The organism is Actinoplanes lutulentus (assembly GCF_003259845.1).
GTDB classification, from domain to species: domain Bacteria; phylum Actinomycetota; class Actinomycetes; order Mycobacteriales; family Micromonosporaceae; genus Actinoplanes; species Actinoplanes lutulentus.
In genome coordinates this window covers 154,415-167,994 of sequence record NZ_QLMJ01000022.1, presented here as the reverse complement: position 1 = coordinate 167,994, position 13,580 = coordinate 154,415, and the positions used below count along the sequence as shown (strand labels likewise).

The following is a 13,580-nucleotide window of genomic DNA, read 5'->3' as shown; positions in this document are numbered from 1 at the left end:
ATACTGGCAGTTGTCTATACAGACTGGCGAACGGAGTCCCCCCATGTCCGGTCGTACACGGCAACGGCGCGTCATCGCGTTCACGTTGCCCGCCTTCGCGGGGCTGCTGGCCCTGCTCTTCTCGATGACCACGGTGCCAGCCTCGGCCGCCGCGGCGCTGACCGTCGCTCAGGCGATCAGCAGCCAGAGCGGGACCGGCACCGTCGTCGGCTATGTGGTCGGTGAGCCAACCGCGACCAGCACGGTGCGATTCAGCAATTTCACCGGTGACACGGCCCTCGCCATCGCGGACAGCGCAAGCGAGACAAGCACCAGCAAAATGCTGTACGTGCAGATCACCAGCACTTATCGGTCGTCGTTCGGACTGCTCACCAATCCGTCGCTGATCGGCAAGGCGCTGACCGTGACCGGCACGCTGACCGCGTATTTCACGCACGCGGGATTGAAATCGCCGACAGCGATGACGCTCGGGGCGACCGCCACCACATCCCCCACGGCCACCGCCACCGCCTCCCCGACCGTTTCCTCGACGGCGGACGCCTATTACGCCGCCGCGATCGGGAAGAGCGGAACCAGCCTCAAGAACGCGCTGCACACCATCATCTCCAGCAATGTGACAACGCTGTCCTACGACGCCGTGTGGAACGCGCTGAAGGTCACCGATCAGGATCCGGCGAACTCGTCGAACGTCATCCTGCTCTATTCCGGAACCAGCCGGTCGAAGACGCTCAACGGCGGCAGCACCGGCAACTGGAACCGCGAGCACGTGTGGGCGCAGTCGCACGGCGACTTCGGAACCGCGAACGGACCGGGCACGGACCTGCATCACCTGCGGCCCGAGGACGTCACCATCAATGCGGTACGCGGAAACAAGGACTTCGACGACGGCGGCACCGCGGTTTCGGGGGCGTCGGGAAACTACACGGACTCGGATTCCTGGGAGCCCCGGGATGCGGTCAAGGGTGATGTCGCGCGGATGCTGTTCTACATGGCGGTGCGTTATCAGGGTGACGACGCGTGGCCGGACCTTGAGGTCAACAACGCGGTGAACAATGGCTCGAACCCGTACATGGGCAAGTTGTCGACGCTGGTGCAGTGGAATGCGGAGGACCCGCCGAGCACGGCGGAGAAGACCCGCAACCAGGTGATTTACAGCAGCTACCAGCGCAACCGCAACCCGTTCATCGACCACCCGGAGTGGGTGTCGTCAATCTTCGGCTGACGAAGTGCCGGCCAGCCGACGGTTGGGCAATCGCCGGCTGGCCGATCGTCGGCTGGCTGATCGTCGGCTGGCGCGTTGCTCAGGTCGATCTTGTTGAGTTGCGCGGACCGTTCGCGGCGAACTCAACAAGATCGGCCAGCCATCGGGCGGCCCTTTTCGATCTTGAAGAGTTGTGCGGACACGTATCCGTGAAAGTCAACAGGATCGACGCCAAGCACGCCCCAGCTGCCGATCTCGTTCGCACACGCCGCCATTTCCGGCGGCTGTCCCATGTTGTGCGCGCGTTCGTCGCGCTCAGGGACGGCCGATCGTCGTGCCGTCATCCGTCGAGTCCGACATGACGGGCGATGACGAGGTCGCACACAACGGATGCTTCACGTGGACGAAGTCACACGCAACGACACTGTGCGACTTCAACTACGCCATAGCCGGGATAGGAGCTCACACACGCACTCCGTGTGACCTCATCACCGCTGCCGGGCCCCTTACGTGCGCCCCGGTCAGGGTCAGGCCGCCCGCAAATGGCGAAAGCCGACATGAGTGGAGACCTGCCCTGCACGCGTCAGTCCAGGGCACACGGTGGGCCCGGACCTAGGCGAAACGAAAGCACACGGTGAGCCCCCAGGGCCGAGCCCCAACCCGGACCACACAGCCGCTCTCCGCCCCGCGCGACCCGCTAGTCCAAGCGGCCGAGAGTCCCCTCAGGCCCTTTCTTCATGATCGCGCGCAGTGCCTCGACCATGGCGGGAACGCCCGGCTCGGGGACAATGACCAGGTCGGAGCACTGGAAGAAGGCGCCACTCCCCGACTCGCCGGTCTGCCGCCAGCGGGTCATCACCCGCTCGATCGCGGACAGGGTGAGGAAGCTGGCGCTCCAACGGGTGCCGTCCGGCAGCCTGACCTCGGCGTCCACGTCGTCCACCGTCTCGAGCAGGTCGTCGCCGCCGAGCAGGAACAGCGCGGTGAAGCCCGGCTCCCGGACGGCATGGAAGGTGTCATTCCCGGCCATCGGTCACTCCTTTCGAAAGATCACACCACGAGATGATGATGTGCGGTGCCCGGTCAGCGCAGGTTGGACAGGTGATCGCGGAGGGACTGGGCCAGGGCTTCGCTCTGTGCGGTCAGCTCCGCCTCAGTGATGACCGGCTGCTCCAGCTGGACGAGCACGGAGACGTACCCGTTGCCCGAGGACGTCGACGCCTCGAACGCGCCGGTTCCGTCGGCGATGGCGACGGCCTCGCTCTCGAAGCCCTCCAGGGTGATCACCGGACTTTCCTTGCCCTCGGCGTAGGTGCGGGAGTTCCGCACACGGTCGGTCGCGCTGTCCACGACCCCCTCCACCCGATCGATCTGCACCTGAGTGACAACGGCCGGACCCTGCCCGGGCGTACCGTAGGCACAGACGGTCGACAGCACCTCGGCCTTGTCGATCTTCTCCGACGCGGGCCCTGCAGAAAGGCCGGCGAAGGCGGGGGCCGTCAGCGCCGGGCAGTCCACCGCGAGCGATTTCCAGGCGGAGTCCCCCTCAGCCGACGCCGCGTCGTCCCCGCACGCCGCGAGCAGCATGATCGCCAAGGCTGCGGACACGCTCCGTCCGATAACCACACTCATCGAATCCTCCCCCGTTGACCAAGATCAACGAGATGCTAATCGATGGGCGGGATCGGTCAGGGGGCGGGAGATGTCGTGCTCAGCGCGAGACGAGACGTTGCGTCTCGACGACGGAAAAGCTACCCCACGACGCGGCCGCGCACCTCGCCCAGACCGATCGTCGCGCCGCCGGCGCCCGGGGCCGTCGCGCTGATCACCACCTCGTCACCGTCCTCCAGGAAGGCGCGGGCCGACCCGTCCGGCAGCAGCAGAGGCTCCTGACCGTTCCAGGACAGTTCGATCAGGGAGCCCGGCGAGCCGCCGCTGATCGTGCCGGAGGCGTACAGGTCGCCGGTGCGCAGCGACGCGCCGTTGACCGTCAGGTGGGCCATCATCTGGGCGCCGGTCCAGTACATGGTGTCGAACGACGGCGTCGAGATCACGTGCCCGTTCAGCCGTACCTCCAGGTGCACGTCCAGGCCCCACGACGGTGTCTTCTCGTCGTCCAGGTAGGGCTGCAGCGGCACGGTTCGCTCCGGCGGCGCCACCCGAGCGTGATCCAAAGCGGCCAGCGGCACGATCCACGGTGAGATCGAGGTGGCGAAGCTCTTGCCGAGGAACGGGCCCAGCGGGACGTACTCGAACGCCTGGATGTCGCGCGCCGACCAGTCGTTGACCAGGCAGACGCCGAAGACGTGCTGATCAAAAGAGGTCAGCGGCACCGGCTGGCCGAGCGTCGACGGCACTCCGACGACAAAACCGAGCTCGGCCTCGATGTCGAGTCGCTGCGACGGCCCGAAAAGAGGACGCTGGCCGCTCGGCCGGACGATGTCGGTTCCGGACACGACGACCGTTCCGGCGCGACCGTGGTAGCCGATCGGCAGGTGCTTCCAGTTCGCCGTGAGCGGTTCCTGACCCGGCCGCAGGATTCGCCCGAGGTTGGTGGCGTGCTGCTCGGAGGCGTAGAAGTCCACATAGTCGGCGACCGTGAACGGCAGGTGCATCACCGCGTCCCCCGCCGCGACGAGATGACCGCCGAGCAGGTCGCGATAGACCTCTTCGGTCACCCACGTGGTCAGCTGCGCGCGCACCTCGGCCCAGACCGCCGGTCCGGCAGCGAGCAGGGCGTTCAGCGACGGCCCGGCGACAGCGGACGCCAGCCCCGGAGCCAGACGCCGCACCGCCGCCGGCAGATCGATGATCTGATGACCGATAGCGACACCGACGCGCGGATGCGGATCGGCGGCCGTGCTGAACACCCCGTAGGGCAGGGTCGCCGGACCGAACGGGTGGTCCACCGGGACGTCAAGCCAGCTCACGTAGATCCTCCGGGAGTAATCCAAGGTCAAGCAGGCCGTCCACCGGCTCGTCGACGCTGCACGTTCCGAAACTGACGAACCACGACCGCACCTGCCGCGCGAGACCGGAATCGATCGTGGTGATCGCCGCCGCCACCCGATGCCCGTCCTGATCGGCCAGCGCCGCCGCGATCTCCCCGGCGTCACCGCCCTGCACGGCGTGCGCGGTCGCCACGATCACGTTCAGGAACCCGTGATGTTCAAATCCGGTCTTCGGGTCGCGATGCCGGATCGGGTCGTGCAGCCCGGCCGTGAGCTTGAACGCCACACCACCTCGCACCGCCGACCACAACGCACCAGCCAGATCCTTTTCGGTCGGGAACGCGTCCGCGCGTACCCCACCTGTCCTGATCTTCAAGCGCGACCGCGCGTCGCGCAAGGCCGCGACGCGCGTCGCGGTGATCTCCCCCGAGGGCACTTCCTGGTACGCACTACGCGAACCGCCCCCACCAGAGAAGGCCGGCCCCTCCACCGATACGACATCGATCCCGATCGACGCCGCCTGGATGGCGGACACGTCGGCCCCCGCTTCGGGCAACACCAGCGACACCCGGAGCACCGGCCCACCCGCCACCGCGGCGGCCAATTCGTCCAGCCGCGCGAGCGAGCAGACGAACGGACCGAGCATCGGCGCGAGCGGCGAATCCTGCCGAGCCCGATGCGCCATGACCGCTTCTGACATCGGCACGTTCCCCGGCGGGAAGATCGCCGCATCGTCGAAAAGCGTGAGGAACAGAGGGTTCACGACCGCGCCCAGGTCCACGCGTAGGCACCGTCGTCGCTGACCCGGCCGGCCTCACCGAGTCCGAGCGGCCGGAACGTGTCGACCATGACCGCGGTCTCGTCGAACCGCTCCGCACCGAGGCTGGCCTCGATCGCAGCCGGCTGCGGGCCGTGCGGGAAGCCACCGGGGTGCAGGGTGATCGACCCGACGTTGATGCCGGAGCCCTTGCGGGCCTCGTAGTCGCCGCCGACGTAGAACATCACCTCGTCGCTGTCGACGTTGGAGTGGTAGTACGGCACCGGCACGGCAAGCGGGTGGTAATCGACCTTGCGGGGCACGAAGTTGCAGATCACGAAGTTGGTGCCTTCGAAGACCTGGTGCACCGGTGGCGGCTGGTGGATGCGGCCGGTGATCGGCTCGAAGTCGGCGATGTTGAAGGCGTACGGATAAAGGCAGCCGTCCCAGCCGACCACGTCGAACGGGTGGTTCGGGGTGACGTGCACGCTGCCGGCCAGCCCGCCCGGCCCGTCGCCGCGGTGCTTGATGTAGACCTCGACGTGCTCGCCGTGGCGTACCGAAGGAGCGCCGGGAAGGCGCAGGTCGCGCTCGCAATAGGGCGCGTGCTCCAGGAATTGCCCATACCGCGACAGGTACCGTTTCGGCGGGGCGATGTGCCCGTTGGCCTCGATCGCATAGAGCCGCAACGGCTCATGCCCACTCGGCACCCACCGATGCGTCGTGGCCCGCGGGATGATCACGTAGTCGCCGGGCCCCGCGTCCAGATCACCGAACACGGTCTCGACCACACCGGTCCCCGACTCCACATAGACGCACTCGTCGCCGGTGGCGTTGCGGTACAGCGGCGACGCGGTCCCGGCCACCACGTAACTGATCCGCACGTCGGCGTTGCCGAGCACGAGCCGCCGGTCGCGGACCGCGTCGCAGGACTTCCACTCCTCACCTTCGAAGAGCTGGTGCAGCTTGAGGTGGCGGGGCAGCAGCGGCGCGTTCGCCTCGGCCGACTGGTCGGGCAGTTGCCAGACGCGGGCGCCGACCACCGCCGACGGCACGTGCCGGTGGTACAGCAGTGAGGAGTCCGAGGAGAAGCCCTCCTCCCCCATCAGCTCCTCGTAGTAGAGCCTGCCGTCCGGATCACGATGCTGGGTGTGCCGTTTCGGCGGAATGCTGCCGGCCCGCTGATAGAAGGCCATGATCAGAAGTTCCCGCGTTTGGCCTGCTCGCGCTCGATGGCCTCGAACAGCGCCTTGAAGTTGCCCTTGCCGAACCCGAGCGAGCCGTGCCGTTCGATCATCTCGAAGAACACCGTCGGCCGGTCACCGGTCGGCTTCGTGAAGATCTGCAGCAGGTAACCGTCCTCGTCCCGGTCGACCAGGATGCCGCGCTTCTGCAACTCCTCGATCGGCACCCGTACGTTGCCGATCCGCTCCCGAAGCTCGGCGTCCTCGTAGTAGGAGTCCGGGGTGTTCAGGAATTCGACGCCTGCCGCGACCATCTCGTCGACGGCGCGCAGGATGTCGTTCGTGGCGAGCGCGAGGTGCTGCGCGCCGGGGCCACGGTAGAACTCCAGGTACTCGTCGATCTGCGACTTCTTCTTGCCGAGCGCCGGCTCGTTGAGGGGGAACTTCACCCGGTGGTTGCCGGACGCGACGACCTTCGACATCAGCGCGGAGTAATCGGTCGCGATGTCGTCGCCGATGAACTCGGCCATGTTGGTGAAGCCCATGACCCGGTTGTAGAAGTCGACCCACTCGTCCATGGCGCCGAGCTCGACGTTGCCGACGATGTGGTCGAGAGCCTGGAAGATCCGCTTCTTGGCCGGCCGCGACGACGTGCGAGTCACATATCCGGGCAGGTACGGCCCGGTGTACCGATCCCGGTTGACCAGGGTGTGCCGGGTGTCGCCGTACGTCGCGATCGCCGCGATCCGCACGGTCCCGTGCTCGTCGGTGACGTCGTGCGGCTCTTCGAGGATCTTCGCGCCCTGCGCCCGGGCGTGCGCCACGCACTTGTCGACGTCCGGCACCGCCAGGGCGATGTCGGTGATGCCGTCGCCGTGCCGGGCGTGATGGGCGATCAGCGGGCTGTCCGGGTCCACCCCGCCCTGCACGACGAACCGGATCGCGCCGCTCTTGAGCACGTACGACATGTGGTCGCGGTTGCCGGTCTCCGGCCCCGAGTACGCGATCAGCTCCATGCCGAACGCGGACTGGAAGAAGTGCGAGGTCTGCGTGGCGTTACCGACCGCCCAGACGATCGCATCCCAGCCGGTGACCGGGAACGGATCGCCGCCGGAGTCGTACTCGACGAGCCCGACCAGTTGCTTGAGTGTGTCGAGGTCGAGCTCGGCGAGCCGCTCTTCGTTGGTCAGCGTGTCGTTGACGGACATCGTGCTCCCTTCGGCGGGACAACCTCTGATGTCTCACAGGTTGGACAACGCCTTGTGGGCTGCGCAACAAGCACATTTCTGGCTCGGCAGATTGCACAGATGTGCGGCAAGGTACCCGCTGGTACTGGTCAGGTTGTTCAGTCGGCGGACTCGTTCGTGTCAAAGCTGGCCGCCCGCAGGCCGGCGTCGGTGAGCGCGTCGAGACGATCTTCCCGGGCGGCGTCCTCGACGCGTACCAGCTCCGCGTACTCGATCAGCACGCTGGGGTCATCGGTGTCACCGATGCGCTCGAAGTACCGCTGGGTCTGCCGGACCGCCTCGGCGTAAGCCTCGGCGGTCTCCCGGATCCGGATCAAAGTTGCGTCAGCCATGAGCCCGCGAGTACCCGGCGGCGCGGATCGTCACGCGTCACCGTGGTCACACCAGCTCCTTCAACGGATCCCGCGGAGCCCTCCGCGTGATGCGCCCGGACAGCGGGATGATGCGGGCGAGGCGGGCGTCCGGCTGCGCCGGCGGAAACGTCAGACGTTCGAACTTCGGCATGACGGCGTTGATCGGCAGGCACCGGCCGGACCTCTGGTTTTCGCCGCGCATGGTGATCCGGGTCGCAAGCATTTGGTAAAAGGCCAGTGGCCTCTTAACGTTGCCCTCGTAAGGTTCCACTGGACTCTTAGAACCCTGAGGACATCCCATGAGCAAGGTTTGGCTGATCACAGGCACATCACGCGGACTGGGCCGGCAACTCGCCGAGTCCGTCCTCGCCGCCGGCGACCGGGTCGTCGCCACCACCCGCCGGGCCGTTAAAAAAGAACGTCAAAATGACCGCCTCCGCACCGTCGCACTCGACGTGACCGACCCCGCCTCAGCCCGTGCCGCCGTCGCCGCCGCGATCGACGCCTTCGGACGCCTCGACGTCGTCGTCAACAACGCCGGATACGCCGACGTCGCCTCGATCGAGGACATGCCGGAGGACTCGTTCCGCGCGCAGATCGACGCCAACTTCTTCGGCGTCGTCAACGTGACCCGCGCCGCGCTGCCCGTCCTGCGCGCACAGGGCTCCGGCCACATCGTCCAGGTCTCCTCGGTCGGCGGCCGGGTCGGCAGTACCGGCCTCGGCGCGTACCAGTCGGCGAAATGGGCGGTCGGCGGGTTCTCCGAGGTCCTGGCGAAGGAGGTCGCACCCTTCGGCATCAAGGTGACTATCGCCGAACCCGGCGCCATGCGCACCGACTGGGCCGGCGCGTCGATGTCCACCCACCCGATCAGCGCGCCCTACGTCCCCGTCATCGAACCCGCCGTGGAACGCCTCCGTGCCGCCGACGGCAACCAGTCCGGCGACCCGGCCAAGATCGCGCAGGTGCTGATCGACCTGGTCGCGCACCCGGAGCCGCCGCTGCACCTGCTGCTGGGCGCTGACGCGTACGCCGTCGCCCAGGCCCAGGCGGAAACCCTCGCCAAGACCGACGCCGCATGGCGGGCGGTGAGCGAGTCGGTAACCTTCGTCCATGACAGCTGACCTCGACTTTCAGCGCGCTCGCAGCCCTGAGCAGCGCGAGGCACGCCGCCGCGCCATCCTCGGCGTGGCGGCGGAACTCCTCGCCGAGATGCCGCTCAGCGAGATCAGCCTGCGCGAGCTCGCCCGCCGGGTCGGCCTGTCCAAGACCAACGTGGTGCGCTACTTCGAGACCCGCGAGGCCGTCTTCTTCGCCCTGCTCAACCAGGAGATCGACGACTGGCTGACAGTCCTGCCCGCCGAGCTGCCCACCGGGTCGCCGCTTCCTTTCGCGGACGCCCTCGCGGCATCACTCGCCCGCCGCCCGCTGCTCTGCGAGCTGTGGAGCGCCCTCGGCACCGAACTCGAACGCAACATCTCCGCCGACACGGTCCGGGACTTCAAAATCACCCACAGCGCCTTGCAGGCGCGATTGGCAGACCTTTTTTCGGTACGCGTAAAGCAGCTCAGCAACGAGAACGCGCGAGAATTGGTTTCCTTGATGATCCTGCTGGTGTGTGGACTGTGGCCGTTCGCCAACCCCGCGCCGGCGGTGGCCGAAGCGGTCAGCGATCCCCGGCTGGCGCACTCACGGGTCGACTTCCCGGAACGCCTCGGCCGAGCCCTGCGGGTAACGGTGACCGGGCTGCTGGCTCTGTCCCCAGCGTGACCTTCGTTTACCAGTTTGATCGGCGGCGGCCGCGATAACGGCGTTTGCTGCGCCTCGCCATCACCAGGCCGATCACGGCGACCGGGACCGACAGCAGCGCCGCCGGTGGCAGCGTCAGCGCCGCGGGAACACCGGGTTGCTGAGCTGCCGGTGCGGCCACCGCGCTCGACCGCGGCTTGCCGGCCGTTGACTTCTTGACGCTCGGTGACGGTGACGGGCTTGCCGTCTTCAGGTCCGACTTGATGATCGACAGAATCCACGGCGCCACCGCGTCCACCCGGGTCGCGATGTCCGCGCCGGTGTGCGGGCACGCCGGCCCACGGCTCACCACCCCGACGATCACGGCGGTGCCGTCGCCGGCCTCGGTGAAGTACGGCCCGCCGGAGTCCCGCTCGCACGGGCTGGTGTTCGATTTCGGCGACGCCCCGGACAGGCCCATTTCGGTCGTACTCACGCTGCTCACCTCGAACTCCCCGGTGCGCAGACGATCGGGCGTCTTCGTGGCGGTGGCCTTCGTGAAGCCGTACCCCACCAAGCGGGCCTCCTGGCCCGCGGCCGGACGCTTGCGATTGAGCCGCAGCGGGGTGATGTCAGTGATCGCCGTGTCCAGCCGGGCCAGAGCGACGTCGGCCTTGCCGTGCTGCCGGACCTCGACCACCTCGACGAGATGCCCGCCCTCACCGGTCAGATCGGTACGCCCCACCGCCGCGAGCGACTCCTCGGCAACCGGCCGTGACACCCGACGACCGTCGGCGTCCTTGAAACAGTGCCCGGCCGTGAGCACCCAGTGCGGCGACACCAGCCCACCCGAACAGGAACTGTCCCGGCTGCCACCGTCCTCCGTCGGAATCCCGTTGTCGATCAGCTTCACCGCGAACGGGTACCGCCCATCAGGCACGCTCTCACCATTGGCGATGGCGTGGGCGGGTGAGGCCGCCGCGAGCGCTCCCAGCGGTATCGCAAGGAGAGTCGTCAGCAGCTTCCACATCTTCGTCACCGTCCCGGCACGCTAGTTCGTCACGTCAACCCCTACTCCAATGACGGATCCCAACCGAATCCCGTTCACAAAACCCAGAAACCAGTACGTCACACCCGGATTCCGAGGTCTCCACGCCGGCAGCAGCAGGTCTTGAGCGATCCTCCGCTTCCCGGCGGCCACTCGCTATTCGGCATCTCGGCACAGGCCGCCGGAGAAAGCCAGGTGCTCGACGTCAGCCACGTGGAACCAGGTCAAGAGCCCACGGTGAGCTCGGTTTGGCTTGGATGAGGTCGCACGGTTGCGGGTCTGTGCGACTTCATCACGGCCTGGGCGTAGCCCCGGGCACACGGTGGCGTTACGTGCGATCTGATCCACGCCGCGACCTGACCACCTCCGAAGAGTTCGGGCCCACGCTGTGGCCGGGCCCGCTCCCGCGTCCGGCCGGCCGGCCGGCCCAGCTGGTTGTCAGTGCTGACACTGCTGGTCAATGGAAATCCGCTGGCAATGAGCGCTCGGTCGTGATCGCCCATCCATTCCCGGGCCTCCCGCCGCGATCGTGGTCCCCTAACCACACCCCGGCGGGAACCACGGCCCAAGATCGCGCAGGCCAGAGCGGGTGTGTCGACTTCGGGTTCGCTACGCCCCCAAAATCGACACACACCCTGCGAACCGCCTGCCCTGTGTCGATTTCGGGTGCGAGGCGGGCCTCAACTCGACACACACCGGGCGGAATGCTCCCGGCGTGATGCCGTCGGCCCCGCCAACCAGACCGAACCCAGCCGCTGGACGAGCCGGCCCCTGGACCAAGCAGCCCCTGGACCGACTGACCGCCAGCCGGACGGCTCGGGCTGGAGAGTAAGTGGCCCCAGGCTTACGACGTACCGTTTTTGAGGTCCTCTTCGGTGATCGAGCGAACCACCCGGCACGGGACGCCGACGGCAACCGACATCGGCGGGATATCGCGGCTCACCACGCTGCCCGCGCCGATGACCGAGCCGTAGCCGATGCGGACGCCGGGGAGCACGACCACGTTGCTGCCGATCCAGACCTTGTCCTCGATCACGATCGGCTCGGAGAAGCGCCGGAAATCGACACGCAAATCCGGGTGGATCGGATGGCCGGTCGTGGTCAGCGTGACGCCCGGCGCGATCATCACGCCGTCGCCGATGCGGATCTCCACGTCGTCGACGAACGTCAGGTTGACGTTGCCGAAGAAATCGTCCCCGATATGGACGTTGCTCCCGAAGCCGGCATGAAAGGGCGACAGCAGCACGGTACGAGCACCGACCGAGCCCAGGATGCGCTCCAGCAGCGACCGGCGCTGTTCCTCGTCGCCGGGACGGGTGATGTTGTATTCGAAGACCAGGTCCGCTCGCCGCCGCGGGTTCTGGAACGCCGCCTCGGACTCGGTGTAGAGCAGCCCCTGCCGGATCCGGTCGAGGACGTCTTCTTCCGGGGAATCCATGGACTCCACCCTATAAGTCAGCAAGGTCAACGGCAGGGTGGCAGTGAGCACCGCGAGCGCCACGAACCCGGCCGGCCAGCCGTGATGCTGGACGACGTACCCGATCAGCGGGGCGGAGACGGCGATGCCGATCGCGCTCGCCGAGTTCATCCAGGTCATCGCCTGGGTGTAGACCTCGCTCGCGGTGGCTTCCTGGAGCAGGATCGCGCCGGGGATCAGCACGAGAGCCACGCACCCGCCGACGAGGGCATATCCGGCGAACATGGCCGGCAGGCCGGGCGTCAGCGCGAGCAACCCGCAGCCGACCGTGATGACGATGCTCGCCGCTCTCATGGTGGGTAGCGGGCGACCGTGAAGACTTCCGTATCCGAGGCCGGCCACCAGGCTGGCCGCTCCGGCAACCGCTGTGATCAGACCGGCGAACGCGCCGGAGCCGTGCGCGAACGCGAACCCGGTGATCGCCACACCGATGCCGCCGAAGAAGAATCCCATGGCCAGGTTCGCGGCGAACAGCGACAGGAAGCGCCGGTTCAACAGCCGGCGGTCGACGAGGACGCCCTGTGCCGATCCTCCCGGCGGTGGTTCGGTTGCCGTGGCCGTCAGCAGGCCCAGCATGCCCGCCGCCACCAGAGTCGCCGCGAGCGCGAGCCCCGACCACGGCGTGACCCCCGCGCCGAGCGTGGTCACCAGCACCGGTCCGGCCAGGAAGACCGCGTCGTTCAGAGCGCCGTCGATCGACAACGCGGCTCTCATGTCGTCCACCGCGACCCGCCATCGTGCGGCCGAGAGCGCCCCAACCGGCGGAAGGGCCGCACCTACCAAACCAGGCAGCCCGATATCCAATAAAAGACCTATATCCGCAAAAATACCTATATTAGTCAGCGGACCGGCGTTCAGTAACGCGATGACAGCGACGACGAACACCGCCGTCGTCACGGGCACCACCCGGCGCTGACCCCACCGGTCGACCAACCGTCCGATCTGCGGACCCACCACCGCATCCGCGAGAGCGAACGCCCCGGTGGCCGCACCCGCCCGCCCGAACGAACCGGACGCCCCATGAACCGTCCAGAAAACCGCGAGCCCACTCATCGCCACACCCAGCCGGGCGACAGCGGCGGGAACAAAGAACCGGACAACACCCGGGACACAAAAAATCCGACCTGTCAGCACAAGCTCCGCCAAGAATCAGCGAGCCGCCAGACAGGTCGGACTGGAACGTCAGCTCAAGCAAGACCCTACCGTTACCATGCCGCGTGGCCACCATCCGCGTAGAAACCACCATCGACGTCCCCGCCGACCGCGTCTGGGAGGCCGTCGCCGACGTGGGCGCGGTCCACCAGCGCCTGCTGCCCGGCCGGGTCACCAACGCCGTCATCGAAGGCGACAACCGCATCCTGACCATGCCGGACGGCCACCAGGTCCGCGAGCTCATCGTGGCGGTCGACCACGACATCCGCCGGATGGCGTACACGGTGGTCGAAGGCCAGCGGATGCCCCTGACCTACCACCACGCGGCCTTCCAGGTCTTCGAAAAAGACGACAGCCGCAGCCGCCTCGTCTGGACCACCGACGTCCTCCCGCACGCGATGGCGGCGCTGGTCCACCCCCGCGTCGAGCGAGGCATCGCCGAGATCAAAGCTGTTCTGGAAGGCACCGGATCGGACAGCTAG

General features: G+C 67.5%; 15 protein-coding genes. 5 read left to right on the top strand and 10 right to left on the bottom strand.

Features of this window, described 5'->3' with window-relative positions; all coding sequences use genetic code 11:
• The first annotated feature begins 43 nt into the window (after window positions 1-43).
• Entirely contained in the window at window positions 44-1,222 is a 1,179-nt protein-coding gene (locus tag B0I29_RS37180; RefSeq protein ID WP_111653845.1) for an endonuclease, read from the top strand.
• Window positions 1,198-1,563, top strand: coding sequence for a hypothetical protein (locus B0I29_RS45410; RefSeq protein ID WP_146617025.1), 366 nt, complete (start codon window positions 1,198-1,200; stop codon window positions 1,561-1,563). Before B0I29_RS37180 ends, B0I29_RS45410 begins: the two co-directional genes overlap by 25 nt.
• Before the next feature lie 335 nt (window positions 1,564-1,898).
• On the opposite strand, the gene B0I29_RS37175 is transcribed toward B0I29_RS45410, so the two are convergent.
• The 8 genes from B0I29_RS37175 to B0I29_RS37140 form a co-directional block, all read right to left on the bottom strand.
• Window positions 1,899-2,231 (bottom strand): hypothetical protein, encoded by a 333-nt coding sequence (locus tag B0I29_RS37175; RefSeq protein ID WP_111653844.1) that lies wholly within the window; start codon window positions 2,229-2,231, stop codon window positions 1,899-1,901.
• A gap of 53 nt (window positions 2,232-2,284) precedes the next feature.
• Window positions 2,285-2,809, bottom strand: a complete 525-nt coding sequence (locus B0I29_RS37170) for a hypothetical protein (protein ID WP_146617024.1) — start codon at window positions 2,807-2,809, stop codon at window positions 2,285-2,287.
• A gap of 143 nt (window positions 2,810-2,952) precedes the next feature.
• Window positions 2,953-4,131, bottom strand: a complete 1,179-nt coding sequence (gene fahA, locus B0I29_RS37165) for a fumarylacetoacetase (protein WP_220091534.1) — start codon at window positions 4,129-4,131, stop codon at window positions 2,953-2,955.
• A complete protein-coding gene (locus B0I29_RS37160; protein ID WP_111653842.1) occupies window positions 4,118-4,933 on the bottom strand; it encodes a hypothetical protein in 816 nt (271 codons plus the stop codon). Before B0I29_RS37160 ends, fahA begins: the two co-directional genes overlap by 14 nt.
• Entirely contained in the window at window positions 4,912-6,105 is a 1,194-nt protein-coding gene (locus tag B0I29_RS37155) for a homogentisate 1,2-dioxygenase (protein ID WP_111653841.1), read from the bottom strand. The genes B0I29_RS37160 and B0I29_RS37155 overlap by 22 nt, the downstream gene beginning before the upstream one ends.
• Window positions 6,106-6,107: 2 nt before the next feature.
• Window positions 6,108-7,301, bottom strand: a complete 1,194-nt coding sequence (gene hppD / locus B0I29_RS37150) for a 4-hydroxyphenylpyruvate dioxygenase (RefSeq protein WP_111653840.1) — start codon at window positions 7,299-7,301, stop codon at window positions 6,108-6,110.
• A 137-nt stretch (window positions 7,302-7,438) separates the two neighbouring features.
• Window positions 7,439-7,672 carry a hypothetical protein gene (locus tag B0I29_RS37145; protein ID WP_111653839.1) on the bottom strand — a complete coding sequence of 78 codons (234 nt, stop codon included), beginning with the start codon at window positions 7,670-7,672 and terminating at the stop codon, window positions 7,439-7,441.
• A 46-nt stretch (window positions 7,673-7,718) separates the two neighbouring features.
• Window positions 7,719-7,964 carry a hypothetical protein gene (locus B0I29_RS37140; RefSeq protein WP_146617023.1) on the bottom strand — a complete coding sequence of 82 codons (246 nt, stop codon included), beginning with the start codon at window positions 7,962-7,964 and terminating at the stop codon, window positions 7,719-7,721.
• A gap of 28 nt (window positions 7,965-7,992) precedes the next feature.
• Between B0I29_RS37140 and B0I29_RS37135 the strand changes: the two genes are divergently transcribed.
• On the top strand, window positions 7,993-8,817 hold the full coding sequence (locus tag B0I29_RS37135) for an SDR family NAD(P)-dependent oxidoreductase (RefSeq protein ID WP_111653837.1): 825 nt from the start codon (window positions 7,993-7,995) through the stop codon (window positions 8,815-8,817).
• Window positions 8,807-9,463, top strand: coding sequence for a TetR/AcrR family transcriptional regulator (locus B0I29_RS37130; RefSeq protein WP_111653836.1), 657 nt, complete (start codon window positions 8,807-8,809; stop codon window positions 9,461-9,463). Before B0I29_RS37135 ends, B0I29_RS37130 begins: the two co-directional genes overlap by 11 nt.
• A gap of 7 nt (window positions 9,464-9,470) precedes the next feature.
• On the opposite strand, the gene B0I29_RS37125 is transcribed toward B0I29_RS37130, so the two are convergent.
• Both B0I29_RS37125 and B0I29_RS37120 read right to left on the bottom strand, forming a co-directional pair.
• Window positions 9,471-10,451, bottom strand: a complete 981-nt coding sequence (locus tag B0I29_RS37125) for a S1 family peptidase (protein ID WP_111653901.1) — start codon at window positions 10,449-10,451, stop codon at window positions 9,471-9,473.
• A gap of 862 nt (window positions 10,452-11,313) precedes the next feature.
• A complete protein-coding gene (locus tag B0I29_RS37120) occupies window positions 11,314-12,999 on the bottom strand; it encodes an MFS transporter (protein WP_111653835.1) in 1,686 nt (561 codons plus the stop codon).
• 164 nt (window positions 13,000-13,163) lie between these two features.
• On the opposite strand from B0I29_RS37120, the gene B0I29_RS37115 reads away from it, so the two are divergent.
• On the top strand, window positions 13,164-13,580 hold the full coding sequence (locus B0I29_RS37115) for an SRPBCC family protein (RefSeq protein WP_111653834.1): 417 nt from the start codon (window positions 13,164-13,166) through the stop codon (window positions 13,578-13,580).